The organism is Sphingomonas sp. Tas61C01 (genome assembly GCF_052567495.1).
Map to the genome: position 1 here is coordinate 2,463,547 of NZ_CP199583.1, position 25,432 is coordinate 2,488,978.

Here is a 25,432-nt window from a genome sequence, read left to right on the forward strand (position 1 = left end):
ATGCCGACGATCACTTCCGCCATTGCCACGACGCTGGTCACCGGTCCGCCCGGCAAGGGCCCCGCGTCCCTGCTCGCCACCACCGAACCCGGCTTCGACTTTCAGACGCTGCTCGGCGCGACCGCGATCATCGCGCAACCGCCGGTCGGCGAGCCCGGCGTCGTCGCCGATTCGGTGCGGCAGCCGGTTGCCGCCGACGGCAGTGTGTTGCCGGTCGAGGCTGCGCCGATCGCGGTAACTCCAGCTCCAGCTCCACCCCTGGCTCCGGTCCCGGCCGCTGCCCCAGCCCCAGCCGCAGCCGCAGCCGCGCCGGCTGGCATCGGGCCGGTCCAGATCATGCCCGCCGTCGCCGTCGTCACCACCGTCGCGCCCGCGAAGATGGCAATGCCGCGGGTGGAGGATCCGGCGCCACCAGCACCCGACAAGATCGTCCCATCGCTCGCGGCCATTCCGTCGCCCGCCATGCGGCAAGTGTCGATCGTCTCGACCAAGACTGCGCCGAAAAGGGATCAGGCCGATGCCGCGGGCAACAGCGAGCCGTCGGAAACCCCGCTCGACCCGCCGGTACTCACCGCGCTGCCGATCGCTCCGACTGCGCCCCTTCCGACGCCCGTACCGGGTGCGAAGCTTGCCAAGGCGCCCGCGCCACCGTCGATTTCGGTTGTCCGGAGCGCACCCGCCGCTCGCCCGGTCGTCGCCGCCGCGATCCCGCAGACCACGCGCGACATTCGGTGGGAGGGCGCAACGCCTGTCGTGACCCCGCTCGCGGTGCCACCGGCGATGGTCGCGCCGCTGCCGCCAATCGAGGGCGTTGTCCTGCCGATCGCCGGACCAGCGGCGCCGGCGGCGCCGACCTCGCCGCTACAGGTCCGATCCGCCGACTTCACGCCTGTCGCCGCCATGCCGTCACCGGCGCCCCAACTCGCCGCGCCGGCCGCGCTCCAGGCGGCGCCGATCGCCGCAGCCGCGATCGTGCCGACAACGATCGTCGCCGGCCCCGCGCTCCAGGTCTTCGGTGCCGCGATCTCGGCTGCCGCGCGGCGTGAACGGGGCGAGGACGCCGCCGATCCGCTCGCCTCGCTCGGCACGATCGCGGCCCCCGCCGCGCCGATCGCTGCGCCGGTCACCACCGCCGACCAGCCGATGCTCGACATGCGGCAGGAGCGCTGGCCGCAGGCGATGATCGCGCACATCGAATCGCTGCGCGACAACGCCGATGCGACCGATACGCGGATTCGGCTGGTGCCCGATGCGCTCGGCACGATCGACGTCGCGGTGACTCGCGATCGCGACACGGTCCACGTCCAGTTCACCGCCGAACAGGCGACCACGCGTGCGCTGATCCAGGACGCGCAGCCGCGCCTCGCCGCGCTCGCCGAGGAGCGCGGGCTCCGGCTCGGCCAGACCGTGGTCGATGCGAGTGCCGCCGGCGCGGCCCCCCAACAGCCGCAGCAATCGCAGCAACAGCGCCAACCCCAGCGCGACGCCGCGCTGCCCGCGGCCCCGCGCCGCGCCACCGACCGCCATGACGATCAAGACCGCGCCGATGACGGCCGGCTCGCCTGAAGGACCAGACAATGAGCGACAAACCCGACGACGCCACCGCCGCTGCGCCCAAGAAGAAGGGCAAGATGAAGTTGATCGTGATGGCCGTCGCGTTCCTCGCGCTGATCGGCGGTGGGGTCGGCGCCGGGATCTACGCGACCAAGGCCGGCATGGTCGGCGGTGGTGCCGACGCCAAGGAGCATGAGCCCGCCGGCCCCAAGCTGGTTCCCAAGAGCGAGCAGAAGAAGCCAGGCGGCGAAGGCGGCGAGGGGGGGCATGGCGGCGGCGGCGAGGAAGCCGAGGCCAGCCATGGCGGCAAGCCGACCCCCGCGGGCGAGGGCGGCGACAAATATGCGTCGAATTATTATGCGCTGGAGAAGGATTTCACCTCCAACCTCCAGGATTCGGTGCATTTCGTTCAGGTCGGCGTCGCGGTGGCGACGCCCTATGACGATACCGTCATCGATCACATCAAGACCAACGAGATCGCGGTGCGATCGGCGATCCTGATGACGCTCGGCGACACCACCGAGGACCAGGTCTTCACCTCCGACGGCAAGCGCCAATTGCAGGTCCGGCTGGCCAAGGCGATCAACGATACGCTGAAAAGCAAAGAGGGTTTCGGGGGCGTCGGTAACGTTTACTTTACCAGTTTCGTTGTTCAGTGAGCCATGGTTAATGCCGAGGCAACGAAGGTAAACGAACGGCGCGAGCGGGATCGCGTCCAGGCCAGTCACGCGAGTGGCCTGGGCGTCGCCAAGCTCAATCCGTTCGGCGATCTCCACACCCTGCAGCATCTCTCGGCGCGGCTCGCACGGGGATTGCGCGGGGTGTTCGAGCCGTTGCTGCGCCAGGAAGTCCGCGCATGGGCCGAGCCGCTGGTGGTCCAGCGTTTCGCCGATTACCGCACCGAACGCGCCGACACGCTGACCGCGTGGCTGCCGATGACGATGACCCCGGCGCAAGGCGCGCAGGCGCTGTGCGTCGTCGACGGTCGCTTCGTGCTCGAACTGCTCGATCAGTTCTTCGGCGGCACCGGCGCCGCGCCCGCGGTGCTCCCCACCGAATTCTCGCCCGCCGCCGAGGCGATGATGGCGCGGCTCGGCGCGATGATCGCGACGCCGCTGCGCGCCGCCTGGGAACCGCTGACCCGGATCGACTTCAAGCCGACCCGCGTCGAAACCAACGCCGCGATGCTCAGCATCGATGCCGAGGACGCGATGGTCGTCACCCGCTTCGGCATCGCCGCGGGCACCGCCAAGCCGATCTTCCTCGATCTGCTCTACCCGGTCGCCGCGCTGAAGCCGCATGCGCCGACGCTGACCGGCAAGGTGCTCGACAAGGCGGAGGCCGATCCGGCGTGGCGTACCGGGTTGACCCGGTCGGTGATGAACGTCCGCTTCCCGGTCCGCTCGGTCCTCGCCGAGCCGATGGTGCCGCTGCAGACGCTAATCGACCTGAAGCCGGGCGACGTCATCCCGATCAGCTTCGCGGCCGACGTGCCGGTGATGGTCGGCAACGACCGCCTCGGCACCGGCACCGTCGGCATCTCCAACGGCTTTGCGGCCGTCCGCCTCACCGCCCTCGCGCATCAAGACCAAGGACAGGATCAATGAACGACATGACCGGCGGTTTCCCGTCCGCGTCCTTCGCGGATGCAGGGGTAGCGGCCAATTTCCGGCTGCTCCAGGATGTCGACGTCAAGCTGACGGTCGAGATCGGATCGACCCAGCTGACGCTGCGCGAATTGCTCGCGCTCGGCGAATCGAGCGTGATCGAGCTCGATCGCCAGGCCAACGAACTGCTCGACGTATTCGTCAACGGTACGTTGATCGGCCGTGGCGAAGTGGTCACGGTCGGCGATCGCTTCGGCGTGCGCATGACCGAGCTCGTCAACCCCGACAAGCGCGGCTGATCCACATGCTCTGGTCCTATATCCTCAAGCTCGTCGTGCTCCTGCCGCTGGTCTGCGGCCTGATGATCGGCTGCCTCTATTTGTGGCGGCGGCTCGAGGCGCGGATGCCCGGCAAGCCCGCGACGCGGCTGATCGCGGTGAAGGAGACGATGATGATCTCCCCCGGACTGCGGCTCGCGGTGCTCGATTTCGAGGGCAAGCGGCTGCTCGTCTCGGTCGGGCGTGGCGGCGTCAGCCTGCTCGACAAGGTGGACCAGTGACCCTCGCTCTCTCTGCTCCGAAGGTGAAGCGCGGCGGCCCCAATCTGATCTGGGTGCTGCTGGCAATGATGATCGCGCTGATCGTCGCCGCGCCCGCGCTGGCGCAGGGCGCTCCTGCCGCGCCGGTGCCCGGCGTCGGCGATGCGGTCGATCGTGCGCTCGGCCAGCTCGGCGGTGCCGCGCAGACCGGCCAGTCGGCGCCGCTGTCGCTATCGCTGCAGGTCCTCATCATCATGGGGCTGCTGACGATCCTGCCGGGCATCCTGTTGATGATGACCAGCTTCACCCGGATCATCATCGTGCTCGCGATCCTCCGCCAGGCGCTCGGCCTGCAACAGACCCCGCCCAACCAAGTGCTGATCGGGCTGTCGTTGTTCCTGTCGCTGTTCGTGATGGCGCCGACGATCAGCCAGATGAACAGCCAGGCGATCCAGCCCTATGCGTCGGGGCAGCTCGCCGGCACCCAGATGATCGCCGCCGCGGGCGCGCCGCTGCACGATTTCATGAGCAAGCAGACCCGCAAGAAGGACCTGACGATGTTCGCCGAACTGGCGAAGTCCGGACCCTATCAGTCCGCCAAGGACATCCCGTTCGCGGTGCTGCTCCCGGCCTTCGTCACGTCGGAGCTGAAGACCGCGTTCCAGATCGGGTTCCTCGTCTTCCTGCCCTTCATCGTCATCGATCTTGTCGTCGCCACGGTGCTGATGTCGCTCGGCATGATGATGCTGTCGCCGACGATCATCTCGCTACCGTTCAAGCTGCTGCTGTTCGTGCTGGTCGACGGCTGGGCGCTGACGATGGGTAGCCTCGCCAACAGCTTCGCGACTTGATGCGATCGCGGTGCCGGCACCGACTATCTAAGGATTTACCGTGGACGCCGAATATTTCCTGACCGTCGCGAACCAGACGATGTGGGTGCTGGCGCTCGCCAGCGCGCCGATCCTGATCCCCGCGCTGCTCGCCGGGCTGATCCTGGGGATGATCCAGGCGGCGACGTCGATCAACGAACAGACGCTTTCTTTCGTCCCGAAGCTGATCGTGGTCGCGGTGTCGATCCTGATCTTCGGCAGCCTGATCATGGGGCTGCTGAGCGACTTCACGATCGGCATGTTCGAACGCATTCCCGACCTGGTGAAATAATCCATGCTGGGCTTCGGCCTCTCGATCGAGCCGCAGCTCTGGGCGCTGATGTTCGTGATGGTACGGATCGGTGCCGCCTTCGTCGCCGCACCGGTGTTCGGCGCGGTGTCGGTGCCGCTGACCGTCCGGGTGACGCTGTCGGGCGCGATCGGCGTGCTGGTGCTCGCCGCACACCCGATCGCGCCGCCCGCGCAGATCTTCGCGGTCGCCACCTTCCTGTCGCTCGCCGCGGAGGCGCTGGTCGGCTTTGCCATCGGCTTCATCCTGCAGATCGCGTTCGCGGCGCCGATGATCGCGTCCGAAGTGATCGGCGGATCGATGGGGATCGGCTTCGCCTCGTCGATCGACCCGCAGAACGGGCGGTCGAGCCCCGCGCTCGGCCAGTTCTTCTCGATCATGCTGACCCTGTTGTTCCTGTCGGTCGACGGGCATCTGGTGCTCGTCCAGCTGCTGGTCCAGAGCTATGACGCCATGCCGCCGGGCGCGGCGTGGCTCGGCATCGGCCAGCTCAAGAACATCGCGTTCTTCGGTGGCTATGCCTTTCTCGCCGGGTTGCTGCTGGCGTTGCCGGTCGGGTTCCTGCTGCTCTGCCTCAACCTCGTCGTCGGCATGATGAGCCGCGCCGCGCCCGCGCTCAACCTGTTCTCGATCGGGCTTCCCGCCAGCCTCGCGGTCGGCGTCGTCGCGCTCGCGATCGGCTTCCCCGCGATGGGCGATTACATGCTCGTCATCGTCACCGAGAGCCTCGGCGCGGTGCGCTCGCTGGTGATCGGCTGATGGCGGACGAATTCGGCGAAAAGACAGAGGCACCAACCGCCAAGCGCAAGCAAAAGGCCGCCGACGACGGCAATGTGCTTCGCTCCAAGGATTTCTCCACCGCGCTGGTGGTGCTCGCCGGGGTGGCGTGGCTGATGCTGTCGGGTCCGTCGCTGGTCGCAGCGTGCAAGGCGCTGATGGCGGCGAGCTTCCGATTCGACGTCCACGACGTCGAGGATTTCTCCCCCTGGCGGCCGCTGGCGGAGGCCGGGTGGAAGCTGTTCCCCTCGCTCGCGGTGCTCGCGGCGGTCAGCGTCGTCGCGACGGTGCTGGGCTCCGCGGGGCTCGGCAGCTTCGGCTTCAAGGGAAGCCTGATGGCGCCCAAGGCGAACCGCATCGATCCCGCCGCGGGGCTGAAGCGGATCTTCGGGCCGCAGGGATGGATGGAGCTCGGCAAGTCGATCCTCAAGATCACGCTGCTCGGCGCGGTCGGCGCCTATATGCTGTGGTCGTCGACGCGGATGACGATGGGGCTCGCCTCCACCGATCTCGGCACCGCGGTCGCGGCGCTCGGTGGCACCTTCAACGGGATCATGCTGGCGATGGCATTGGGCCTGGTCGCGATCGCCGGATTCGACGTGCCGGTCCAGATCCTCCAGCTGTTCCGCAAGCTGCGGATGTCGAAGCAGGAGGTGAAGGACGAGCACAAGGAGAGCGACGGCAACCCCGAAGCGAAGGGCCAGCAACGCGCCAAGATGCGCGCGATGGCCAGCCGCAGCATCCGCCAGGCGGTGGGCGAGGCGCATGTCGTGCTGACCAACCCGACCCATTTCGCGGTCGCGCTGCGCTACGATCGCGGGCGGGACCAGGTGCCGGTGGTGGTCGCCAAGGGCCGCGGCGCCACCGCGCTCGCGATCCGCGAGCTCGCGGCTACCCGTGCCGAGCCGCTGCCGGTGCTCGAATATCCGATGCTCGCCCGCGCGGTCTACTACACCAGCCGGGAGGGTCAGGAGGTCCGCGACGACCTGTATCTGGCGATCGCGACGGTGCTCGCCTTCGTGTTCGGGCTCAACACCGCCGCGGGCGGGACCCAGCCCGACATCGCCGTCCCCGCCGGCGCCAAATTCGACGAGAACGGCCTGCAAATCTCCTAAATTTCTGCGCGCTGCGGCCGTTCCTAAGGACAAGCGGAGATCCGGCATGACGACGACGAACACGACGAACACGACCAGCAACGTCGTCACGTCGGCGACCCAGTCGCTGCTGACCTCGCTCGGCACCGGATCCGGCGTCGATACCGCCTCGCTGGTGACCTCGCTGGTCCAGGCGCAGTTCGCCAACCGCAGCGCTGCGCTGACCACCAAGAGTGACGCGCTGACCGCGCAGATCACCGGCGCCGCGTCGCTGAAGAGCGCGATGACCAGCTTCAACACCGCGCTCGATACGCTGGTGAAGGGCGGCACCCTCGCCACCCAGCCGCTCAGTTCGAGCAGCGCGATCGGCGTCAGCGCGGTCGCCGGCGCGAAGCTGAGCGGGCTGTCCTCGTCGATCAGCGTAACGCAGCTCGCCACCGCGCAAACCGTACGGACCAAGGCGGTGATCACCGATCACACCGCGCCGATCGGCACCGGCAGCTTCACCCTGACGTTCGGCAAGGCGACCTATTCGGCCGACGGCACCGCGATGACCGGGTTCAACGGCGATCTCGACGGCAACGGCACCGACGACCAGGCGATCACCATCGACGTGACCAACGCCAGCCTCGACGGCGTCGCCGCGGCGATCAACGCCAAGCGCACCGGCGTGGTCGCGTCGGTCGTCGCCGACGGCAGCGGCGGCGCCTACCTGTCGCTGCGCGGTCCGACCGGTGACGCCAAGGCGTTCACCCTCGCCGCGACCAGCGATCCCGGCGGCGGGCTGTCGCAATTCAACGTCGGGCCGAGCGCGGATCCGAGCACCGCCACCACCGGCATCACCGCCACCGCGCAGAACGCCAAGCTGACCGTCGACGGCATCCCGGTCGAACGCGCCAGCAACACGGTCACCGATCTCGTCGACGGCGTGAAGCTGCAACTCAACGCGGTCTCGGCGGCCCCGGTGACGCTGTCGAGCACCCCGCCGAGCGGCGCGCTGGCACAGGCGGTCTCCGATTTCGTCGACACCTACAACCAGGTGTTCGCGGTTGTCACCGCGCAGACCGACGCGAAGACCGGGGCGCTGCGCAGCGATCCCGCGGCACAGACGCTGCTGCGTTCGCTGAAGGCATTGTCGAGCAAGACGTTGGTCTACGGCGCCGCGGCGGGCACGCCGTCGACCCTTGCCGGGATCGGCGTCGGCACCAATCGCGACGGCACGCTGAAGCTCGACACCACGGCACTCAACAAGGCGCTGGTCGGCACCCCCGACGCGGTCGAACAGCTGTTCGCCGTTTCGACCAATGGGCTGAACGGCATCTCCGCAGCAGTCGGCCAGATCTCGACCGCGGCGACCAGCGTCGTCTTCGGCCTGGGGGCGTCGGAGAGCCGCTACACCAAGGCGCAGGGCGTGCTCGCCGATCAGAAGGACAAGCTCGCCGATCAATCGGACGCGATGAAGGTCCGCCTGACCCAGCAATTCGCCAGCATGAGTTCGAAAGTCGCGGCGTACAAGTCGACCCAGACCTTCCTCACCGGCCAGATCGCCGCCTGGAACAAGAGCGACAATTGATGGCCTATGCGACCGCGCTGCTGCGCGACCCCTATGCGACCTATCGCCAGATCGACGCGGTCGGCCGGACCGCGCAGGCCGACGGCCCCGCGCTCGTCCAGTTGCTCTACGAGGAGCTGGTCTCGGCGCTGCGTGCGGCGGCGTGGGCGGTGCAGAACAGCCAGTTCGCGACCAAGAGCGAGCGGGTGACCCGCGCCACCGCGATCCTCTTCGCGCTGGAGGCGGGGCTCGACTTCGAGCGCGGCGGCGACGTGTCGAACGCATTGTCGCGGCTCTATGCCGGCACCCGCCGCCAGATCGTCGACGCTTCGATCGGCAACGACCCAGCACCGTTCCACGACGCCGCGCAGAGCCTGGCGGAGATCGCCCAGGCGTGGAAGACCGCGCGGGCTGGGTAGCGCGCTCCGGTTGCCGTCCGGTCGGTCCTCGCGACCTTCAGCGCTTTTGAAAACGTTCACAGCAGTCTAGCCATCTTCGTCACCCCGGACTTGATCCGGGGTCCCGCCGGTCTCAAGGACCGCGAGTCGTCTTGCTCGCTGCAAAGCGGGACTCCGGATCAAGTCCGGGGTGACGGCAAGGTTTGGAGACGTCTCGCGAAGGCGAATTACGAGCGTGCGTCGAACGACGACGTCAAGCCATCACCACCTCGACGACCAGCCCGTGTGCATCACTTCCCAAGGGCAACCGCACCGCATCCGCCCGCGCCCGATCGAGCACCGCCACCGGCACATCGCCGGCGTGCAACACGCAATCCGCGTTCGCCAGCGCCCTCGCCTCGCGTAACGTCAACTCGTCCGGATCCGCCGACCGCAGCACGATCCGTACCCTCCCCGGCGCCAACCCGTCAGGTGCCGCCAGCCACGCTTCGGCGCTTATTGCGCCACCAAGCGGATCGAGCGGCCCGCCCGCCGCCATCGCCCTCCCCAAGGCACGCCGTCGGTCGCCCATGTCAGGAAAGCGTTGACGCAACCCGGCTCGGATCGCGAACAACGACTGCGCCAATTCACCCAGGGTCGCGGGGATCAACGCCTCCAGCCGCTGGCGCAACGCCGCCGCCAGCCCGGCCGACACCCCGCCGGTGCCGATTGCCACGATCACCGGATCGCGATCGACGATCGCGGGTAGCGTGAAGTCGCACAGGTCGGGGCGATCGACCGCGTTGACGAGCACCCCCCGCGCCCGGAGCCGCGCCACCGCAGCCTCGGGTTCGTCCAGCGCGACCACCGCGAGCGCGGCGTCGGCCTCCTCGCCGACCAGCACCGCGCCCGCCCGCTCGAGCAGCCGCCGCTTGGCCGCCGCCGGCTCGCCCTCGCCGAGCAGGATCACCGCTCGCCCGTTCAGCCTGACGAACAGCGGCAGGCTGTGCAGCGTCACCGCTTGAGCCAGTCCGGCACGCGCTCCGCCGCCAGGATCGTCTCGGGTTCGATCCGGTCGGCGACCACCACGAAGCGATCGCCATCGACCAGCACCTCGGGCACCAGCGCGCGACTGTTGTAGGTCGACGCCATCGATGCGCCATAGGCACCGGCAGTGCGGAACGCCGCCAGATCCCCGCTATGGACCTGGTCGATCTCGCGGTTCATCGCGAAGGTGTCCCCGGTCTCGCACACCGGCCCGGCGATGTTCGCGGTCATCCGCGCGCCGTTCGGCCGTACCGCGACGAAATCGTGATAAGCGTCGTACAGCGCCGGCCGGGCGAGGTCGTTCATCGCCGCATCGACGATCACATAGGGGTTGAGCGGCCCCGGCTTCACCCACACCACCTCGGTCATCAGCACACCGGCATTGCCCGCGATCACGCGGCCGGGTTCGAACATCAGCTCGACATCCCAGTCCTTCGTCACGCGTTCGACCATCGCGCCATAGGCGGCGAGATCGGGCGCGGCCTCGGATCGGCGATAGGGTACGCCGATGCCGCCGCCGAGATCGATGCGGCTGACGAAATGCCCGAAGCGCCGCAGGTCCGCGAGCAGCAGCCCGATCCGCTCGTACGCGGCCTCCAGCGGTGCGAGATCGAGCAACTGGCTGCCGATATGGATCGCGATCCCGCGCAGGCTGAGCCCGTCGAGCTCCGCCAGTCGCCCGTACATCTCGATCGCCTGATCGATCGGGATGCCGAACTTGTTCTCCTTGCGCCCGGTCGAAATCTTGGCGTGGGTGCCCGCATCGACATCGGGATTGACCCGCAGCACCGCCGGCGCGCGTAACCCCCGGGCATGCGCCAGCGCGGCGAGCACCTCGCCTTCCTCCTCGAGCTCGAGGTTGAACTGGCCGATCCCGGCGTCGAGCGCACGCGACAGCTCCTTGCGGGTCTTGCCGACCCCCGAGAACACGATGTCCGCCGCCGGGATCCCCGCCGCCAGCGCGCGCGCCATCTCGCCCGCGGACACGACATCGGCGCCATAGCCCTCGTCCGCGAGCACACGCAGCACCGCGACATTGGGGTTGGCCTTGATCGCATAGGCGAGATGCTTGCGCTCGATGCCCGCCAGCCCGTCGCGGAACGCCCGCGCGTGGCGGCGCAGCGTGTTCGCCGAATAGACATAGACCGGTGTCCCGACCGCCTCGGCGATCGTCGGCAGCGGCACGTCCTCGCAGTGGAGGACGCCGCCCTGATACAGGAAATGGTCCATCAGTTGGGCGGCAGATCGAATTCGTCGCTGCGACGCTCGTCCGACCCGGTTAGCAGTTCGTCGCTGCGTTGCGGGCGCTGCTGGGTGGTCGGGGTGAGCAGCTGCTGCGGCGTCGGCGTCGCCTTCGCGCCATAGGGCGCGACCGGCAGCGCGGTGTTCGGCGGCGGTTGCAGCGGCTTGGCCGCCCCGCAGCCGGCCAGGGCCAGGCCCAAAGCCAGGGGGGCCAGGAGAACGGCGCGCTTCATTTAACTCTCCTCGCGCGCGGCGGCGATCGCGGCGCGTACGTTGACGGGGGCAGTGCCCCCGAAGCTGGTCCGGCTCGCGACCGAGGCATCGACCGACAGCACGTCGTACACCCGCGCGTCGATCCGCGCATCGATCGCCTGCAGGTCGCCGAGCGGCAGCGCGTCGAGCGCGACGCCGCGCTCCTCCGCCAGCTTCACCGTGCGCCCGGTGACGTGATGCGCCTCGCGGAACGGCAGCCCGGCCTCGCGCACCAGCCAGTCGGCGAGATCGGTCGCGGTCGAGAACCCCGCCTCCGCCGCGGCGCGCATCCGGTCCGCACGGAAGGTCGCACTTTCGACCATCCCGGTCATCGCCGCGATCGACAACGCGAGCAGGTCGTGCGCCTCGAACACCGGCGGCTTGTCGTCCTGCATGTCCTTCGAATAGGCCAGCGGCAGCCCCTTCATCGTCACCATCAGCGCGGTCATGCACCCCATGATCCGCCCGGCATGGCCGCGAACCAGCTCGGCGGCGTCGGGGTTGCGCTTCTGCGGCATGATCGAGCTGCCGGTCGACCATTGATCGCTGAGGCTGACGAAGCCGAACGGCTGCGACGCCCACAGCACGAATTCTTCCGCCAGCCGCGACAGGTGCAGCGCGCACTGGGTCGCCGACGCGAGATAGTCGATCGCGAAATCGCGGTCGCTGACCCCGTCGAGCGAATTGCGCGTCGGCCCGTCGAAGCCGAGCGCCGCGGCGGTCATCGCGCGATCGATCGGGAAGCCGGTGCCTGCGAGCGCCGCGGAGCCGAGCGGCGAGCGGTTCATCCGCCCCCGCGCATCGGCGAAGCGCGACCGGTCGCGCGCGATCATCTCGTGATACGCCATCAGGTGGTGGCCGAGCGTCACCGGCTGCGCGGATTGCAGATGGGTGAAGCCCGGCATCACCGTGTCCGCATGCTCCGCGGCGCGCGTCAACAGCGCCGCCTGGAACCCGGCAAGCGCCGCGATCACCTGGTCGATGGCGTCGCGCACCCACAGCTTGAAATCGGTCGCAACCTGATCGTTGCGCGATCGCGCGGTGTGCAGCCGTCCAGCGACCGGGCCGATCGCGTCGGCGAGCCGCGCCTCGGTCTGCATGTGGATGTCTTCGAGCGCCAGATCCTCGTGGACGCCGTTCGCTTCGTAGTCGGCGGCGACGAGGTCGAGCCCGGCGGCGATCGTCGCGGCGTCCTCGGCGGAGACGATGCCCTGCCGGCCGAGCATCGCGACATGCGCCTTCGATCCGGCGACGTCCTGCCGCCAGAGTCGCTTGTCGAAGGGGATCGAGGCGTTTATCTCGCGCATCACCGCGGCCGGGCCTTCTGCAAACCGCCCGCCCCACATCGCATTGGAGCCGTCCATGTCCTGCCGATCGGCGATCGCGTGTCTCCTGGCCGTCCTCGCGACGACGGCGTGCGATAGGACGCCCGCGGCGCCCCAAGCAAGTCAAGATAACGCCGCGGACGCCACCACCCCCGCGCCCGACGAAGCCACCGCCCCCGCCGCACCCGGCGCCGCCGCCAAGCTGGACCGCAGCCACAAGGGCGAGGCGCCCCCCACGGTCGGCTTCGCCGCGCCCGACGGCAAGACCGTCACGCTCGCCGCGTTCAAGGGCAAGCCGGTGCTGGTCAATCTGTGGGCGACGTGGTGCGCACCCTGCGTCGTCGAGCTGCCGACGCTCGATCGCGCCGCGACGTCGCTCGCGGGCAAGGTCACCGTCCTCGCGATCAGCCAGGACAGCGACGCCGCCAAGGTCGCGCCGTTCCTCGCCGCCAAGAAGCTGACCGCGCTCCGACCCTATGTCGACGCCAAGATGGCGCTGAGCCTCGGCTACCAGGCGAACCTGCCGACGACGGTGATGCTGGGATCCGATGGCCGCGAGGTCTGGCGCCGCAGCGGCGACTTCGACTGGACCAGCGCCGAGGCGCAGGCGCTGATCGCCGAAGCGAGCTGATCGGAAAGTCTGGATGCCCCGCGAGGATTCGAACCTCGATTAACGGAGTCAGAGTGCGTGTCAGAGCCTGGTTTTCTGCGGATTACAGCGTCCATGTTGCGCCCATGTCGCACTTGACGGTCCTACGGGCGGCTATTGCCGGTCAATTTCCCGTAGGCTTCTGCGGCCTTTTCCAGGGCCGGCGGTAGGAACCCGTCGGCGTGACGCTCCGCTGTTGAGCGAAATACGCCTTTGATGAAGGAGTTCAGCAGGAAGACGATGCCCGAGATCACGCCCAGTACGAAGGCAGCGATCGCGGCGGGCGCCGCCTTGAGCAGGGGGCTTTTGTCGCTGAATAGGGCCATGCCGAGCAATATTGCGAGCAAGAGGATTGCGACCAAGGCTATCGCGCCAACAGCCCACCGCGCTTCGTTGAAGAACCGCTGCTCGCTCTCGAGCTGAGCGACGTAGTTCGAGAGTGCTGGGCCTATTTTGCCGTTCGCCTGTAGCTGCTCCAGTAAGGGCTCAATACTCGCCAGCCGGTCCTCAAGCGCTTGAAGGCGTTTGTCGACAGGCTGCTCCGATAGACGCTCCTCGGCCGCGCTTGCAGAAAGGCCGATCGCGTCGAAATCGGGGACGTCCGCGCTAGGCCGACTGTCTGACAAGCCGCTTGTCTTTCAGCCCTTCGAAGTGGCGCTTCATCTCCGCTGTATCGATCGGGGTATAGGGTCCTACCTCAAACGCCGTGCTCCACGGCGTCCCCGACTGGTGCGTAAGGCTCGAGAGAGCATAGGCAGACATCTTGCCGTATGAGCGCACGACCATGCGCAGCACCGCCTCCTCGTCAGGCGAGAGGCGTTCCTCTATCGGCAGATCGGTTCCGCGAATACGCGCTCGCGCCTCAACCGGCCGAGCGCCTATTCCGCTGAACTCGTTGTAGACCGAACGATAGACCGGCCCATACTGCCAAGCCTCTGGCATCTCCCGCACCAGCGGCTTGCCGAGGAGGGCGAGCGACCAGCCGTCCGAGATGTAAATCAACTTGATCAGCTGCATGATGGTGAGGGGATCCCCATTCTCAGCGCGTATATCAAGAATTCTGTTTGCGATGGCCCGAGCATCGTGGCCGTGGTCGCGTTTCATCGGCGGGCCCTCCTGTCTGGCGTTCGCTCCCATGTAGGGATTCGGGCCGAATCTGTCGAGAGCAGCCGTCAACGGCTTCGCGTTAGGCGTCAGGCGGTCGCATCCTGGATGCTCGTCGGAGCAAATAGCTCGCGCTCGATTGCGGACGCGACAGCAGCATCCTGATCTGCCTGCTCGAAAAGATGGCCGTAAGTATCGAACGTTACCTGGATCGACGAGTGCCCCATCCAACCTTGGATCCGCTTGGCGCTGACCCGCTGCTCGATCCACAGCGATGCCGCCGCATGTCGCAGATCATGAAGCGTAAACCTTGTCCGGGATGTCGCGGCTTCACCCTTGCCGACAACGTCCATCAGCCCAGCTTCCGCCTGAACAGGGCCCAGCACATTCATTGTCATGTACCGATGCGTCATCACCTTCTTGGCGATCGATGGAAATACCAGATCATGGTCGGACGCGGGGCAGCGCAGCTTCCATTCGCGCAACGCCTTCACTGCTGCAGTGGGTAGGGGAATAGTCCGGTACCCGGACCCAGACTTCGGCGCCCCAATCGTGCCCTCGAAGTCCGCGCGCTGATCAACGGACAGGGTGCACTTCTTCAGGTCGACAGACCGCCAAGTCGCGCCGCGCAACTCCGACGCGCGCAGGCCAGTGAAGACCGCGATAAGCACGAGGGGCAGGGCAGCCGGCTCTGCTACTTGGCCAGCGGCTGCGACGAGAGCTCGCAACTCATCTTTGGTCGGAATTACGACCTTCGACTTCTCCCTCTGCGCACGCTTCACCTGGACGCCAGCACACACGTTCTGTGCGACATAGCCGCGGCGCTGAGCCTCCCCGACGATCGCGGACAGCGAACGCATCACCCTGGCCGCCATCGGGCGCGAGAGTGTGTCGACAAGAGTGTCGCGGTAGCCTTCGACGATCGGCTTGGTCAGCTGCGAGAGCTTGCGGTCGCCGCAGAGCGGGCGAATGTGCAGCCTGACATGCTGGCCATAGGCGGCGAGGGTCGATGGCTCGAGTGCTTCGCGCTCGCCGCGCGCAATCCATAGCTCGGCAGCCTTGGTGATCGTGATCGACTGCGAGTCTGGCGTGTGAGTGCCCTGAGAGACATGCCACGTCGCTTGGGTCGACCATGCCTCGGCGTCTTTCTTCCTCGCGAACTGCTTTGATCGGCGCGCGCCGGCGGCGTCGCGGTAATCGACCTGCCATGCGGTGCGCTCGACGCCCGCCGGCGTGGTCCAGGCACGCTTGCGGATCGCCATCAGCTGCGCGCCCACTTCTCAATAGAAGCATGCGCCGCCGACGCTCCCTCAAGCTGCACCCGTTCCGACGCGACGTCTGAAAGAGTACGAAGCAGCGCGCTCAGATTGATGAGCGACACTCTTCTAACGTCGCTCTTTGACCATTTCGATAAGGCGACGGTGATGCCCGCGAAATCGTTGTGCTGCACTTTTGTGAACGTAGGGAGTTTAGCGTCAGGTACCATCAAAGATTGAAGACCGAGGGGATCAAAGAAGAGCCAGATGGCGTTACCTGATCCGAGATTGCTGAGCCACAGCAAGACAGCGTTCTTTAATCCTCGGCTATTCTCATTGAACATTGCAATTGCGCGTTCTGGATTGATTCCCATCTGGTTGAATTCAAGCACAAGCGCGAGTTCAACAATTTGGCCAATCTGGTAGGTGGCGGCTCGCCCGCGTCCCGTATTGCTTCCGCTCGGAAAGCCTTGCTTCTGAAGATGCTTGATCCTTGAAGAAAACGCGCTCTGCTGCCCCACATCTATGTGCTGGATCGCCGCTAGGACGTCGAGAACTTCCCCATAGGAAAGGTATTGAAAGCGGTCGTGGTTTGCCATGGAAGGTCAACGCTACCATTTGCGTTTGACGGAGCCAAACGGAATCGATAGGGAAACGGTGCCATATCCGAACAGCGGGGTTCCATAGTGCTTTCTGATGACCTTCTCGCAGGCGCTGAGCCTGCCGCCCGTTACGTCGGCGTTTCGCCACGAGCAATTTACCACCTCGTAGAGTCGGGCAATCTGCCGGTGCGGAAGATCGGCCGCCGGCTCTACTTTTTGCGTTCGGAGCTCCAGAAGGCGTTCAGTCCAACGGTAGCGGCGGACGCCGCTCCGGTGATCGTGATCGCTGACGAGCCATTCGGTCGTGTTGACGTGATGGTCTCTCCGCCTCCCGCGGGCATCGGCCATGACGCCGACTTCGCCAATCACGCGGAAGCGATGCGGTATGCAGAGCGGCTGCGGCAGGCGACCGGTTGGACGATCGTTGACCGTTCGTCGAGCGCGCCGCGGTGAAATCCGTCTCCGCCCAGCAGCCGGATCGACCTATGCGCCTGATCAATCAGGGTGCCGCATTATTCGCCCTCGGCAACAGCAGTTCCGCAATGTGGCCACACCTGCGGGCCGCCGCGGCGCTTGTGCCGGGCACTGCACCTGACGAGATCGACCGGCTTACGGACATCCTGTCGTCGCACGTCCTCAAATTCTTGTCGCTGCGAGGATCGGGAGCGCCCCTGGCGCAGATCCGAGAAGCTCTCGAAGACATGGTGACAAGCTTGATCACTATGGAGGTCGCCATCGGCGTCACCTGCCGAGCAAAGCAGGGGGCGGATCCGCGAGATGTGAACGGAGCATCGCTGCACGCTCTGTACGGCTACGTGGTCGAAACAGTGCTCCCCGGCGTGAAGCTGCCGCTGTGGGATGCCGACGACCCAGCGCAATCGCCTCACAAGCTAAAGTTCGCCCAGATGGCGCAACGCATCGCCGAGATGCGAGATCGTCTCGCGATCGACGATCTCGACCTTCCGAATCGTGCACCCGATCTCGCGTTTGACCGCTTGATCGGCGGCCTCGCTACGCTGTGGCAAAATTGGGCGTTCTGTTCAGCGACCGCCGCAAGCAAGTCGAGCGCTGCTGGCTACCGGTCTCCATTCGCGCACTTCATTGTCACGCTGTGGGGCGCCATCGACGCCTATCCGCCGTCAAATGCGACGATCCGACGCGCGCTCCAGCGCGGTCTATCACTTTCGACCGAAAACTAGCCTGAAAGTGGGGGACCGACATGCGCCGACAAAGTCGGCAAGTGTCAGACAAGCCAAGGAGGTGGCACATGCGCGGGTATTTGACGACTGCACAGGCGGCCGAACGCCTCGGCATCAGGACAAACTCGCTGGAGCGCTGGCGCTGCTACAAGCGTCCGAGCCCCCCGTTTACGCGCATCGGTTCGAGGATCTACTACCTCGAAGCGGACGTCACCGCATGGATCGCCGCTCAGCGTGTAGATCCCAACGAGGTCGGCCCAGCGTGATCGCGCTCGCGCCCGCCGAGGTGAGGAAGCTTGTCGCGATTGCCGCGCGCATCTCATCGCCTCACGACGGCGAGGCGCTTGCCGCCGCCCGCATTCTCCATCGCGAGCTGGAGAAGTCCGGCGTGAACCTCGTCGACGTGCTGACCGTCGGCCTTCGACTGGACGAAGCCGAACCCTTCTCGTCTGGGCATCATGCGCCACTCGCACCCGAGCCCGTTCGGCCAACGGTCTGGCTGCGCCACCAAGCCGAAGCTCAGGCGCTGCTCAACCTCGGCGCGGCTTTCAACCATCGCGAACGCGAGTTCCTCCGCTCCGTCAATGCGCAATCCTACACTACTCCCGCCCAGCGGGCATGGCTCGACGGATTGTTGGCTCGCGGGAGGCGTGCGGCATGACATCGGGCGTTGATCTAGCAGCCCTGATGGACTCGATCGCGCACATCGACGCGATGGCGATCGACCATCTCAAGGCGCTCGGTGTCACCGGCAGCGCAATTGCTGAGATCAATATCGCGACGCGTCATCCGGCCATCGGAGTTGTCGATGCCGAACCTGTGGGCAATGGCCTTTTCCAGATCGGCGCCGGTCCGCGGCACCTGGTGCAGCCAATAACGGTCGACGGTGAAATCATCGACCTCGTCGCATGGCGCTCACTACGCCCGGACGACTGGCGCTTACTCCGAGGCGTAGGCTGGGCGCTGGGCGAGGACCAACTCAACGCTGCTCGCTCGTGGACTGATCAGCCTCCACCGATGATGCTGCGGACGCCGCTCGACTTCCTGCGCGCAGCTGGATCAGGCTTTGTGGTCACGGACTGGTCGGCGCCCGCGGTCAGATCTCTGATCGACTTCGAGGCGATTGACGTCGCGGACCGCGCGCTCGGCGACGTGCTCCTGAACACCATCTCGAAGCCGCTCCGCCTCCCTCGAGTTAATGTTCGGAGGCGCCGCGATGAGCTCGCCTCTTAACCTTGCAGCGATGACCAAGGCGGCGCCCGGCGCAGGCCCTGTCCTGCTGCCGATGTTGGACGCCTCAACCTTCGGTGAGCGCCAGCTGCCGGACCGCACGTGGGGGTTGGACGGCTGGGAGCCCTGGGGTTCATGCATTCTGCTGACCGGCATCGGTGCGGTTGGAAAATCGCTCATGATCCAACAGCGCATGACCTGCTCCGCCGCGGGCTTGTCGTTCCTCGGTGTCGATCTGCGGCCCGGCGTCTCCATTTATGTCTCGTGCGAGGACGACGTCGACGAGCTTCATCGGCGTCAAGCCGCCATCAACGCCGCCCTGGGCATCACCTGGGAACGGCTCCGCGGCCGACTGTTCCTGATTTCGTTGAAGGGCAAGCAAGGCAAGGAGCTCTGCACATTCGAGACCGACGGCCGCATGCGTACCACTCCGATGTGGGAGAGCCTCCGCGCGACTGTGGACAATGTCGGCGCGACGCACGTGGCTCTGGATAACACGGCCCATTTCTTCACTGGCGACGAGATCAAACGGAACCACGTTGCTGCATTTGTGGGCCTGCTCGACGGGTACGCCGAAGAAATAGGCGGGGTCGTGATCCTGCTGGGCCATCCGAACAAAAGCGGCGACGAGTTCTCAGGATCTACAGCATGGGAGAACCAGGTTCGCGCGCGCCTCTTTCTGACGCTCGACAAGGCCGAAGACGGGTCCGTGCACGATCCCGATCTGCGCATCCTCCGTAACTCGAAGCCGAACTACTCGCGACGGGGTGCCGAGCTGCGCTTCTTCTGGAGCGAATGGGCTTTCCGCCTGGAAACCGATTTCGAGCCGGATACGGCGCGGGAGCGAGATGGCATGCTCCGCGCATCCGTGGAGAACGAGCGCTTTCTGGAGTGCCTCGCGAAAGCGACAGCCGAACAGCGAGCGACCTCGCCGGCACCATCGGCCTCGAACTACGCGCCACGCGTCTTCGCGAAGATGCCAACAGCACGGAAGATGACGATCCATGGCTTCGAAGCGGCGATGGAAAGGCTGCTGCATCTCGGCACGATCCGCAACGGTGAGGTCGTCTATCGCCGCGACAATCGAGCCAAGGTTCTGGGCCTGGGAATGGCCTCCCAAAGTGCACCAACCCCCGCACCAACCATGCACGAACCCGGTGCACCAACCCGCACCGACCCTGCACCAAGCAGCGCACCAACCCGCACGCGCACGTGCCCCCTAGTACTTCGTACTAATACGGGCGCCGCTCCTTCGGCGGGCGCGCCCGAAGAAGAGGATGCTGCCGATGCCTTGGACGCCGCTGACCACGGAGCCCAACCATGCTGAACACGCTCGGGAATGCCACGAAACTCCGACGGCAGGCGATCGCGTTGGTCGACCTGCAGGACAAAGCCGCCACCGCTCGACGCGTCGCCGACCTGATCGAGACCGCCGCCGACACCGCATGCGCTACCGCGCGTGATCTCGCGGCTGGGCAGCAGCCTGCGGTCGCGCCGACTGAGCTGCTCACGTGGCTCGCCAAGCGAGTGCCGGCCGCCAAGGTTGCCGTCGACGTGCCCGTCGGCACCGACGCGACCGGCCGTGCCCGTCTGACCCTTGCTGCCGTCAGTCGAGCCGCCACAGCTGCTACAGCGCGTGCAGATCGCCTAGAGCTGACGGTACATAGGGAGGAGGAGCGCTTCTTGCGGGTGTCACTCCGCATCCTCCAGGCCGACCCGGTGCTCTCAGGCGCATTCACCGCTGCCGCTACCGCAGCTGGCATCACGTTTTCCACCGACAATTTTGGCCAAACTGCCGACCGATTTTGCGTCTGGCTTGCAGAAGGAAAGATCCTGTGACCGCCACCAACCGCTTCTACGGCGTGTCGCGCGCCGCCCGCGCCATCCAGGCGAAGCACGCTTCCGCAAGTGCCCCTGACCGCGATCCGCCGGCGAACCCGCCGGCCGGCGTCGCCGCAGGATCAGGTCTCCGGTTTGCCGACCACAAGGCAGCTGCCGCAGCGCGCGCCCGGCATGCCGCGGCGGTCGAGGCGCAACGCCTTGCCGACCAGAAGGCGGCCGCGGCGCGGCTGCGCGAGCGGCAGGCGGCGTCGGCGAAGGCAACCCAAGCCGCACAGGCGAAGGAGGCCGCGATCGCCCGCGCCGCGGCTGCGAAGCGTGCATCCGCCGCCAAGGTCGCCGCTGATCGCGCCGCCGCCGCGCGCGCCGCGAAGCTCCAGGCCGACGCCAAGGCTGCTGCAGATCGGCGTGTTTTCGAGGCGCAGCAGGCGCGTTACGTCGAGGCCGCTGCCCCGATCCTTGCGGCGCTTGCCACGTCCGCCGGACCGGTCGAGCCGCCCGCACCCGATCGCGGCGCAATCGATGCCATGTGGGCAAAAGCCCGCTCCGCCAACCGCCGCTGAACCACGAAAGGAACTCCGATGCCCGCCCCAATCACATCTCCTCACATCACCGCCCTGCGCCAGAACCTCGAAACCACAATCGAGCATGTCGAGCAGCTACGGCAGCTCATTGCCGACCTGGAGCCGAAACTCGCGGAAGCACAGTCGCGGGCGCCGGTCGACGCGTTCGCGAAGTTCGTCGCCGGCCCGGACGTCGAGGGGGAGCCATCGGCCGCGTCACTCACCGCCGAGCATGCGGAGCTGCTGGAGGCGCTGAAAGGCGGCGAGGCGCGCATCGAGTCCCTCGAAGGTCAGATCCTCGACGCCACGCGCGCCGAGGTCCGGCGCATCGAGGCCGGCATGACCGTTGCCGACGCTGTCCTATTCGCTCGGGAGGCGCTCGCCGAGATCGATATCGACGCAAGGCAGCGTCGCGCGACGAAGGCGGAGGAGCGGATCACTCGGCTGGACGCCGAGCAGGTGGCAGCATGGGCCCGTTACGCCCGTGCTCGCGACATCCGCGATGATCACTCCATGCGCTACCGCGGCCAGCCGACACCGCCAGCAGTTGCCCGTTTCGAAGAGCTAGCCGGCGCGGCCGATGCCGCGCACGCCGAGTTCATCCGGGTTCGCGAGTCCGCAGCCTCGGCGCGGCGTTCGATCCGGCGCGAGCAGGACGAAGCCGCCGACCTGGCCAAGCATGCTTGCCGCCATATCACCCGGCTGGTGGAGGCGCAGGCCGAGAGCGTCGCGAAGGTCGGAACGAACCTGGTGACCTTCGCGCGAACCATCGGCACTCGCCAGATGATGGTCACGCCACCGTCGCCGATCGAGCTGGAGCTACCGTCGGCGGCCGACATGGCCGAGCTCAACAAGATGGTCGCAGCGGCAGTCAGCTTCTCGCGCCGACCGATCGCCGAGCAGCGGCACATGTCGCAGCTCGTGGCGGCGTGACGAGATGCGTGGCGCGGTTTCTCCTTCCGCGCTGCGCGGGCCGTCGGCGCGGGACCGCCGGCGGCCCACCTTCCGACATCGACACGGGTTTGCGTTCCGCCATCAATAGTCGGTCGGCTCGATCGTGAGCAGCACGTATAGATCGTTCCCCTCGAACGACCGCGGATGCGAGTGATGGTTCGGCAAAGAGATGCGATAGCTGCGCAGCTCCGACCGACTTAGCATCCTCAGGGAGCGCACAGCCTCGCCGAGCTTCCCTTCAAACGTCAATTGAGGGTCACCTCCGCCGCCTGGCGATGCCAGCCGCACAACGGTCGCATCGGCGTCCCACGGGATCACACCGGTCCTCATCGCAATTACCTTAAGCCACCCTGGCGCCGGCCTTTCGGCGTCTCGCGAGCAAATGCAAGCCGGACGGGTCAGCGGCGCCGCTGAAAACCTCAAGCGGATTGGTATTTCCACGCGGCCGCCCGACAATCGTTGACTAACGTAAACATATTTATGGTGGTCAGAGATGTAAAAAGGGGCCCCTCACCGCTTAGTCTTACCACTACATATGGTAGGACCCATTTATTTGCTCGCTGATGTTGCTTTGCATGCATCCTGTTCTATGCTGCACCTGTGCTCCACTTTCCCTCACCGCCACCTGTGCGCTACCCGCACCTCAAGCCGCAGCCGGTCGCGCTGTGCATGCTCGCAAGCGAGTGGCGTGGAGACGTCCCCGACGGCGGCCTAGTGGTGCAGCAGAAGGTCGACGGGATCAGAGCCCTTTGGCTGGGCGACCGCCTGATCAGCCGGGAAGGGAACCCGATTCTTGGCGTCGACCACATCGTCGCCGACCTCCGGCAGATCCAGGCTGCGTTCGGCAGGCCTATGATGATAGATGCCGAGCAGCAGGTCGACGGCGCCCTGCGCCCCACGACCCGGCATTTTCAACGGCAGGGCAAGGATGGCAACGCAGGCCTGCTCCACCTATTCGACGCCCTGCCACTCGAACACCACCGCCAGAACGACTGCACGACGCCGTTGACGGCTCGGCTCGCTGCATTGGACGCCGCAGCGGCATCATGTGCCCTGTCCGCAGTTAGCGTGCTCCCGTGGTGCGTGCTGGGCTCGGCCGAAACGATCGGCGCTGCGGCAGAGCGGGTGTGGTCAGCGGGCGGTGAAGGCTTGGTCATCAAGTCGCCTGGCTCAAGATATCACCGCGGTCGATCGTCCGCGTGGTCCAAGGTGAAGTCGTGACGGTCGCGACGCTCCTGCTTCGCTTCATGGGCCAGGGGCGATCCCCCAACAGGACGTCGGTCCTTCCAGCGAGCAAAGAGGGCGATGATTGCCAGCATACCGATTGTGCTAGCTACGTATTGAGCATAATCCCCGTCAGTCACGTTCGCGACAGTCACAACCCCATATGTAAGCCATACACTCAGCAGGAAGCACTGGAGACTGTACTTCCCCATCGTCGCGGTGGTGCGAAATGGTTCGATAGTTAGAAATGACTTGGCTAACGTGACTACCGAACCATAGAAGATCAACATCAAGAGAGCGTGGATAAGTCTGACTGGCCCAAGTGCTTCTTTGCTGGCCATAACGTCGCTCGCTGGTATGTTTTCGAGCCAGCTATGTTTTGCTGAATATGCTGACACAGCCACGAGTAACCAGATGACAGCATGTCCAACGAGATTAATACCCTCGAGACGAGCGAAAAATTTGAGATGGAACCGGCGTTTGCCTAGGCAAATCATGATGAAGAAAACAAACTGCCAGCAGAATGGATTAGCAAACCAGTAGAAGCTCGTCGGAAGCACACGATCAATGTCTATAAGGTAAAGCGCCGTGGTTAAGCTGTATGCCAAGGCCGAAATGCCGAAGGCCACGAGCTCTGACCTGCGGCCAATGGCGATCAACACCGTACTGATCAACATGATAGCTATGTACAGCCGCATAATATCGAGAAGCGATGGCGCGTACGCCAACGCAACGAAGCTGGCCATGGCTTTGAACGGATCCTCGTTCAGATAGGCCAGATTAAAGCGATCCGGCTGGAATTGTGCGATGTAAAGTAGAAATGGCAAACAGGCCACAAACGTCAGAAGATTGTAGCTGTAAAGTTGTAATGAACGAGTCCGTAGACGGGATACAACGTCATCCCTCTTGAAATATATGAAGCCAACCATGTAGCCGGATAGCATCACGAAGATCTCAGCTGCCGACGAATACCCGTACCGAGAAGGCGTCGGGAATGAAAAGCTATTCATCTCGGGCTTGTACAGACGGGCTGTCACGTGGTTGGTGACGATGAATATAATCGCCATCCCGCGGAGGATGTCGATGCGCACGTCGCGACTTGCCCGTTCCTGTGAGATGCCAACCTCCAAGTATGCTGCTGTGCAGCATGCCAAGCTAGCTTCGATAAGTGTGCGGCGTAACCCCAAAATTCAGAGCTCAGCCTGACTGGCGGCGAACCTCGATGAACAGCCCAGGGCGGAGCACATCTTCGAGCGTGTGGAGGCGCCGAAATTTCTCCGGTTCGTGAGAAGATAGCAGGACGACTCGACCAGCCGGGCCCACGAAAAAGCCGCCAACCTTTCGGCCGGCGGCTCTCTCATCGCATAGGGAAGTCAGGGAAGACCTATGCGTAAACCGTCGACGTCGAACGGCGGCGATAGCGCATCGCAGCGCCCATCATGCCGAAACCGACGAGCATCATCGCCCAGGTAGCGGGCTCGGGCACGGCGGCGATAGTTGCCGACAGCGTAAGGCCAGTTGCCGACGACACAAAAACGTCGCCACGATCGGTATTGAAGGTGCCGGTGTTGACGTCGGTGTAGAAGGTCGCAGCGGTCGGCGCGAGCGTCGAGACTCCATCATAGCTCGTGAAGCCGGTCGGCGAGGTGCCGATAAATCGCACGAAGCCCTTCGTAAGCGGGCTGTCGACAAAGCCAGCGAAGTTGTCGTCGCGATTGACGAAGAAGGAGATCGGCGTGGTGAACGTGTATGTCAGACCACCGGCCACGGCGCTGAACGAGCTGAGCGGCACTAGCGTAGCGTTCGAGAGGCCCGGGAACGGTCCCGCATCGTCGGTGTCGCCCAAACCGGTGAAGATCGCGTCGACGTTGGTGAAAGGGCCACCATTTACGCCAGTGAAGCTACCAGTGAGAGTGTAAGTGATGGGCGCAGCTTGTGCCGGCGCGACTATGCTGGTCGAAACGAGAAGTGCGGCCGCTGCGGCCAACAAACGAGTCTTCATTATAGCAAATCCCCCATGTGCCGGCATTGGACCGCCCGCCTGGTCGGATCAGCGCCGCGGCGGCGAGATCTGCCGGCTTGATGAACAGTTATTCAGGATTTGCCAAAGGCAATTACCCCGGCATTAACCTTACGGCTGTGCCATCTTGGAACCGTTGCGTGCCTAACGACGGACTTTATCGTGAGATCTCAACCACTCGGCGAAAGCGGTGACACCGTTATCTTGCCGGAGCGGGTAGAGGAACACTGGTCCGCGCAACGTAACTC

Annotated in this window: 33 protein-coding genes; 22 read left to right on the forward strand and 11 right to left on the reverse strand. The window is 65.7% G+C overall.

Going from position 1 to position 25,432, the window contains the following annotated elements:
- From ACT009_RS11435 to fliS, 11 genes are all read left to right on the forward strand, one after another.
- Nucleotides 1-1,566, forward strand: coding sequence for a flagellar hook-length control protein FliK (locus ACT009_RS11435; protein WP_445191205.1), 1,566 nt, complete (start codon nt 1-3; stop codon nt 1,564-1,566).
- Between the two features lie 11 nt (nt 1,567-1,577).
- Nucleotides 1,578-2,213, forward strand: a complete 636-nt coding sequence (locus ACT009_RS11440; RefSeq protein WP_445191206.1) for a flagellar basal body-associated FliL family protein — start codon at nt 1,578-1,580, stop codon at nt 2,211-2,213.
- Nucleotides 2,214-2,216: 3 nt separating this feature from the next.
- Nucleotides 2,217-3,161: a flagellar motor switch protein FliM gene (locus ACT009_RS11445; RefSeq protein ID WP_445191207.1), complete on the forward strand. Its 945-nt coding sequence runs from the start codon at nt 2,217-2,219 to the stop codon at nt 3,159-3,161.
- Entirely contained in the window at nt 3,158-3,460 is a 303-nt protein-coding gene (gene fliN / locus ACT009_RS11450; protein ID WP_445191208.1) for a flagellar motor switch protein FliN, read from the forward strand. Before ACT009_RS11445 ends, fliN begins: the two co-directional genes overlap by 4 nt.
- Before the next feature lie 5 nt (nt 3,461-3,465).
- Nucleotides 3,466-3,720: a flagellar biosynthetic protein FliO gene (locus ACT009_RS11455; protein ID WP_445191209.1), complete on the forward strand. Its 255-nt coding sequence runs from the start codon at nt 3,466-3,468 to the stop codon at nt 3,718-3,720.
- Between the two features lie 65 nt (nt 3,721-3,785).
- Complete coding sequence (gene fliP, locus ACT009_RS11460) at nt 3,786-4,550, forward strand: flagellar type III secretion system pore protein FliP (RefSeq protein WP_445194074.1); 765 nt, start codon at nt 3,786-3,788, stop codon at nt 4,548-4,550.
- A 40-nt stretch (nt 4,551-4,590) separates the two neighbouring features.
- A complete protein-coding gene (fliQ, locus tag ACT009_RS11465; RefSeq protein ID WP_445191210.1) occupies nt 4,591-4,860 on the forward strand; it encodes a flagellar biosynthesis protein FliQ in 270 nt (89 codons plus the stop codon).
- Between the two features lie 3 nt (nt 4,861-4,863).
- The gene (gene fliR / locus ACT009_RS11470) at nt 4,864-5,637 is read left to right on the forward strand and encodes a flagellar biosynthetic protein FliR (RefSeq protein ID WP_445191211.1); all 774 of its coding nucleotides are present in this window, start codon (nt 4,864-4,866) and stop codon (nt 5,635-5,637) included.
- Nucleotides 5,637-6,770, forward strand: coding sequence for an EscU/YscU/HrcU family type III secretion system export apparatus switch protein (locus tag ACT009_RS11475; protein WP_445191212.1), 1,134 nt, complete (start codon nt 5,637-5,639; stop codon nt 6,768-6,770). Before fliR ends, ACT009_RS11475 begins: the two co-directional genes overlap by 1 nt.
- Nucleotides 6,771-6,816: 46 nt before the next feature.
- The gene (gene fliD / locus ACT009_RS11480; protein WP_445191213.1) at nt 6,817-8,322 is read left to right on the forward strand and encodes a flagellar filament capping protein FliD; all 1,506 of its coding nucleotides are present in this window, start codon (nt 6,817-6,819) and stop codon (nt 8,320-8,322) included.
- A complete protein-coding gene (fliS, locus tag ACT009_RS11485; RefSeq protein ID WP_445191214.1) occupies nt 8,322-8,720 on the forward strand; it encodes a flagellar export chaperone FliS in 399 nt (132 codons plus the stop codon). The genes fliD and fliS overlap by 1 nt, the downstream gene beginning before the upstream one ends.
- 232 nt (nt 8,721-8,952) lie before the next feature.
- Here fliS and ACT009_RS11490 read toward each other — a convergent pair whose 3' ends face one another.
- Genes ACT009_RS11490 through argH form a run of 4 tightly spaced genes read right to left on the reverse strand, consistent with a single transcriptional unit; the run spans nt 8,953 to nt 12,565 of the window.
- Entirely contained in the window at nt 8,953-9,696 is a 744-nt protein-coding gene (locus ACT009_RS11490) for a siroheme synthase (RefSeq protein ID WP_445191215.1), read from the reverse strand.
- Nucleotides 9,693-10,955, reverse strand: a complete 1,263-nt coding sequence (gene lysA / locus ACT009_RS11495) for a diaminopimelate decarboxylase (RefSeq protein WP_445191216.1) — start codon at nt 10,953-10,955, stop codon at nt 9,693-9,695. The genes ACT009_RS11490 and lysA overlap by 4 nt, the downstream gene beginning before the upstream one ends.
- Nucleotides 10,955-11,200, reverse strand: a complete 246-nt coding sequence (locus tag ACT009_RS11500; RefSeq protein ID WP_445191217.1) for a hypothetical protein — start codon at nt 11,198-11,200, stop codon at nt 10,955-10,957. The genes lysA and ACT009_RS11500 overlap by 1 nt, the downstream gene beginning before the upstream one ends.
- Nucleotides 11,201-12,565, reverse strand: coding sequence for an argininosuccinate lyase (argH, locus tag ACT009_RS11505; RefSeq protein ID WP_445194075.1), 1,365 nt, complete (start codon nt 12,563-12,565; stop codon nt 11,201-11,203).
- A 16-nt stretch (nt 12,566-12,581) separates the two neighbouring features.
- On the opposite strand from argH, the gene ACT009_RS11510 reads away from it, so the two are divergent.
- Nucleotides 12,582-13,175, forward strand: coding sequence for a TlpA family protein disulfide reductase (locus tag ACT009_RS11510; protein WP_445191218.1), 594 nt, complete (start codon nt 12,582-12,584; stop codon nt 13,173-13,175).
- A gap of 122 nt (nt 13,176-13,297) precedes the next feature.
- Here ACT009_RS11510 and ACT009_RS11515 read toward each other — a convergent pair whose 3' ends face one another.
- The 4 genes from ACT009_RS11515 to ACT009_RS11530 all read right to left on the reverse strand — a co-directional run bounded on the left by ACT009_RS11515 (nt 13,298) and on the right by ACT009_RS11530 (nt 16,152).
- Nucleotides 13,298-13,819 carry a hypothetical protein gene (locus ACT009_RS11515; RefSeq protein WP_445191219.1) on the reverse strand — a complete coding sequence of 174 codons (522 nt, stop codon included), beginning with the start codon at nt 13,817-13,819 and terminating at the stop codon, nt 13,298-13,300.
- The gene (locus tag ACT009_RS11520; RefSeq protein WP_445191220.1) at nt 13,800-14,297 is read right to left on the reverse strand and encodes a Panacea domain-containing protein; all 498 of its coding nucleotides are present in this window, start codon (nt 14,295-14,297) and stop codon (nt 13,800-13,802) included. Before ACT009_RS11520 ends, ACT009_RS11515 begins: the two co-directional genes overlap by 20 nt.
- 89 nt (nt 14,298-14,386) lie before the next feature.
- Nucleotides 14,387-15,559, reverse strand: a complete 1,173-nt coding sequence (locus ACT009_RS11525; RefSeq protein WP_445191221.1) for a tyrosine-type recombinase/integrase — start codon at nt 15,557-15,559, stop codon at nt 14,387-14,389.
- Entirely contained in the window at nt 15,559-16,152 is a 594-nt protein-coding gene (locus ACT009_RS11530) for a hypothetical protein (protein ID WP_445191222.1), read from the reverse strand. The genes ACT009_RS11525 and ACT009_RS11530 overlap by 1 nt, the downstream gene beginning before the upstream one ends.
- A gap of 87 nt (nt 16,153-16,239) precedes the next feature.
- Between ACT009_RS11530 and ACT009_RS11535 the strand changes: the two genes are divergently transcribed.
- The 9 genes from ACT009_RS11535 (at nt 16,240) to ACT009_RS11575 (ending at nt 21,919) form a co-directional block, all read left to right on the forward strand.
- Nucleotides 16,240-16,608 carry a helix-turn-helix domain-containing protein gene (locus tag ACT009_RS11535; RefSeq protein WP_445191223.1) on the forward strand — a complete coding sequence of 123 codons (369 nt, stop codon included), beginning with the start codon at nt 16,240-16,242 and terminating at the stop codon, nt 16,606-16,608.
- 32 nt (nt 16,609-16,640) lie between these two features.
- On the forward strand, nt 16,641-17,354 hold the full coding sequence (locus tag ACT009_RS11540) for a hypothetical protein (protein ID WP_445191224.1): 714 nt from the start codon (nt 16,641-16,643) through the stop codon (nt 17,352-17,354).
- A 68-nt stretch (nt 17,355-17,422) separates the two neighbouring features.
- The gene (locus ACT009_RS11545) at nt 17,423-17,620 is read left to right on the forward strand and encodes a helix-turn-helix domain-containing protein (protein WP_445191225.1); all 198 of its coding nucleotides are present in this window, start codon (nt 17,423-17,425) and stop codon (nt 17,618-17,620) included.
- Complete coding sequence (locus tag ACT009_RS11550; RefSeq protein ID WP_445191226.1) at nt 17,617-18,015, forward strand: hypothetical protein; 399 nt, start codon at nt 17,617-17,619, stop codon at nt 18,013-18,015. The genes ACT009_RS11545 and ACT009_RS11550 overlap by 4 nt, the downstream gene beginning before the upstream one ends.
- The gene (locus tag ACT009_RS11555; RefSeq protein ID WP_445191227.1) at nt 18,012-18,587 is read left to right on the forward strand and encodes a hypothetical protein; all 576 of its coding nucleotides are present in this window, start codon (nt 18,012-18,014) and stop codon (nt 18,585-18,587) included. The genes ACT009_RS11550 and ACT009_RS11555 overlap by 4 nt, the downstream gene beginning before the upstream one ends.
- 10 nt (nt 18,588-18,597) lie before the next feature.
- Nucleotides 18,598-19,911 carry an AAA family ATPase gene (locus tag ACT009_RS11560; RefSeq protein ID WP_445191228.1) on the forward strand — a complete coding sequence of 438 codons (1,314 nt, stop codon included), beginning with the start codon at nt 18,598-18,600 and terminating at the stop codon, nt 19,909-19,911.
- Nucleotides 19,905-20,423: a hypothetical protein gene (locus tag ACT009_RS11565; protein WP_445191229.1), complete on the forward strand. Its 519-nt coding sequence runs from the start codon at nt 19,905-19,907 to the stop codon at nt 20,421-20,423. The genes ACT009_RS11560 and ACT009_RS11565 overlap by 7 nt, the downstream gene beginning before the upstream one ends.
- A complete protein-coding gene (locus ACT009_RS11570) occupies nt 20,420-20,986 on the forward strand; it encodes a hypothetical protein (protein ID WP_445191230.1) in 567 nt (188 codons plus the stop codon). The genes ACT009_RS11565 and ACT009_RS11570 overlap by 4 nt, the downstream gene beginning before the upstream one ends.
- Before the next feature lie 18 nt (nt 20,987-21,004).
- On the forward strand, nt 21,005-21,919 hold the full coding sequence (locus ACT009_RS11575; RefSeq protein WP_445191231.1) for a hypothetical protein: 915 nt from the start codon (nt 21,005-21,007) through the stop codon (nt 21,917-21,919).
- Between the two features lie 102 nt (nt 21,920-22,021).
- Here the strand turns inward: ACT009_RS11575 and ACT009_RS11580 are convergent, their stop codons facing one another.
- Nucleotides 22,022-22,270: a hypothetical protein gene (locus ACT009_RS11580; protein WP_445191232.1), complete on the reverse strand. Its 249-nt coding sequence runs from the start codon at nt 22,268-22,270 to the stop codon at nt 22,022-22,024.
- Between the two features lie 270 nt (nt 22,271-22,540).
- On the opposite strand from ACT009_RS11580, the gene ACT009_RS11585 reads away from it, so the two are divergent.
- Nucleotides 22,541-23,161 carry an ATP-dependent DNA ligase gene (locus tag ACT009_RS11585; RefSeq protein ID WP_445191233.1) on the forward strand — a complete coding sequence of 207 codons (621 nt, stop codon included), beginning with the start codon at nt 22,541-22,543 and terminating at the stop codon, nt 23,159-23,161.
- Here ACT009_RS11585 and opgC read toward each other — a convergent pair.
- Nucleotides 23,119-24,255, reverse strand: a complete 1,137-nt coding sequence (gene opgC / locus ACT009_RS11590; protein ID WP_445191234.1) for an OpgC domain-containing protein — start codon at nt 24,253-24,255, stop codon at nt 23,119-23,121. The genes ACT009_RS11585 and opgC overlap by 43 nt on opposite strands.
- 293 nt (nt 24,256-24,548) lie before the next feature.
- Nucleotides 24,549-25,166 carry a PEPxxWA-CTERM sorting domain-containing protein gene (locus ACT009_RS11595; RefSeq protein ID WP_445191235.1) on the reverse strand — a complete coding sequence of 206 codons (618 nt, stop codon included), beginning with the start codon at nt 25,164-25,166 and terminating at the stop codon, nt 24,549-24,551.
- Nucleotides 25,167-25,432 lie beyond the last annotated feature (266 nt).

Excerpts from the sequence above, each read along its gene's own strand:
- ACT009_RS11435 (WP_445191205.1), top strand. The coding sequence starts at position 1 with ATGCCGACGATCACTTCCGCCATTGCCACGACGCTGGTCACCGGTCCG.
- ACT009_RS11440 (WP_445191206.1), top strand. The coding sequence starts at position 1,578 with ATGAGCGACAAACCCGACGACGCCACCGCCGCTGCGCCCAAGAAGAAG.
- ACT009_RS11445 (WP_445191207.1), top strand. The coding sequence starts at position 2,217 with ATGGTTAATGCCGAGGCAACGAAGGTAAACGAACGGCGCGAGCGGGAT.
- fliN (WP_445191208.1), top strand. The coding sequence starts at position 3,158 with ATGAACGACATGACCGGCGGTTTCCCGTCCGCGTCCTTCGCGGATGCA.
- ACT009_RS11455 (WP_445191209.1), top strand. The coding sequence starts at position 3,466 with ATGCTCTGGTCCTATATCCTCAAGCTCGTCGTGCTCCTGCCGCTGGTC.
- fliP (WP_445194074.1), top strand. The coding sequence starts at position 3,786 with ATGATGATCGCGCTGATCGTCGCCGCGCCCGCGCTGGCGCAGGGCGCT.
- fliR (WP_445191211.1), top strand. The coding sequence starts at position 4,864 with ATGCTGGGCTTCGGCCTCTCGATCGAGCCGCAGCTCTGGGCGCTGATG.
- ACT009_RS11475 (WP_445191212.1), top strand. The coding sequence starts at position 5,637 with ATGGCGGACGAATTCGGCGAAAAGACAGAGGCACCAACCGCCAAGCGC.
- fliD (WP_445191213.1), top strand. The coding sequence starts at position 6,817 with ATGACGACGACGAACACGACGAACACGACCAGCAACGTCGTCACGTCG.
- fliS (WP_445191214.1), top strand. The coding sequence starts at position 8,322 with ATGGCCTATGCGACCGCGCTGCTGCGCGACCCCTATGCGACCTATCGC.
- lysA (WP_445191216.1), bottom strand. The coding sequence starts at position 10,955 with ATGGACCATTTCCTGTATCAGGGCGGCGTCCTCCACTGCGAGGACGTG.
- ACT009_RS11500 (WP_445191217.1), bottom strand. The coding sequence starts at position 11,200 with ATGAAGCGCGCCGTTCTCCTGGCCCCCCTGGCTTTGGGCCTGGCCCTG.
- argH (WP_445194075.1), bottom strand. The coding sequence starts at position 12,565 with ATGTGGGGCGGGCGGTTTGCAGAAGGCCCGGCCGCGGTGATGCGCGAG.
- ACT009_RS11510 (WP_445191218.1), top strand. The coding sequence starts at position 12,582 with ATGTCCTGCCGATCGGCGATCGCGTGTCTCCTGGCCGTCCTCGCGACG.
- ACT009_RS11520 (WP_445191220.1), bottom strand. The coding sequence starts at position 14,297 with ATGAAACGCGACCACGGCCACGATGCTCGGGCCATCGCAAACAGAATT.
- ACT009_RS11525 (WP_445191221.1), bottom strand. The coding sequence starts at position 15,559 with ATGGCGATCCGCAAGCGTGCCTGGACCACGCCGGCGGGCGTCGAGCGC.
- ACT009_RS11530 (WP_445191222.1), bottom strand. The coding sequence starts at position 16,152 with ATGGCAAACCACGACCGCTTTCAATACCTTTCCTATGGGGAAGTTCTC.
- ACT009_RS11540 (WP_445191224.1), top strand. The coding sequence starts at position 16,641 with ATGCGCCTGATCAATCAGGGTGCCGCATTATTCGCCCTCGGCAACAGC.
- ACT009_RS11545 (WP_445191225.1), top strand. The coding sequence starts at position 17,423 with ATGCGCGGGTATTTGACGACTGCACAGGCGGCCGAACGCCTCGGCATC.
- ACT009_RS11555 (WP_445191227.1), top strand. The coding sequence starts at position 18,012 with ATGACATCGGGCGTTGATCTAGCAGCCCTGATGGACTCGATCGCGCAC.
- ACT009_RS11560 (WP_445191228.1), top strand. The coding sequence starts at position 18,598 with ATGACCAAGGCGGCGCCCGGCGCAGGCCCTGTCCTGCTGCCGATGTTG.
- ACT009_RS11565 (WP_445191229.1), top strand. The coding sequence starts at position 19,905 with ATGCTGAACACGCTCGGGAATGCCACGAAACTCCGACGGCAGGCGATC.
- ACT009_RS11575 (WP_445191231.1), top strand. The coding sequence starts at position 21,005 with ATGCCCGCCCCAATCACATCTCCTCACATCACCGCCCTGCGCCAGAAC.
- ACT009_RS11580 (WP_445191232.1), bottom strand. The coding sequence starts at position 22,270 with ATGAGGACCGGTGTGATCCCGTGGGACGCCGATGCGACCGTTGTGCGG.
- ACT009_RS11595 (WP_445191235.1), bottom strand. The coding sequence starts at position 25,166 with ATGAAGACTCGTTTGTTGGCCGCAGCGGCCGCACTTCTCGTTTCGACC.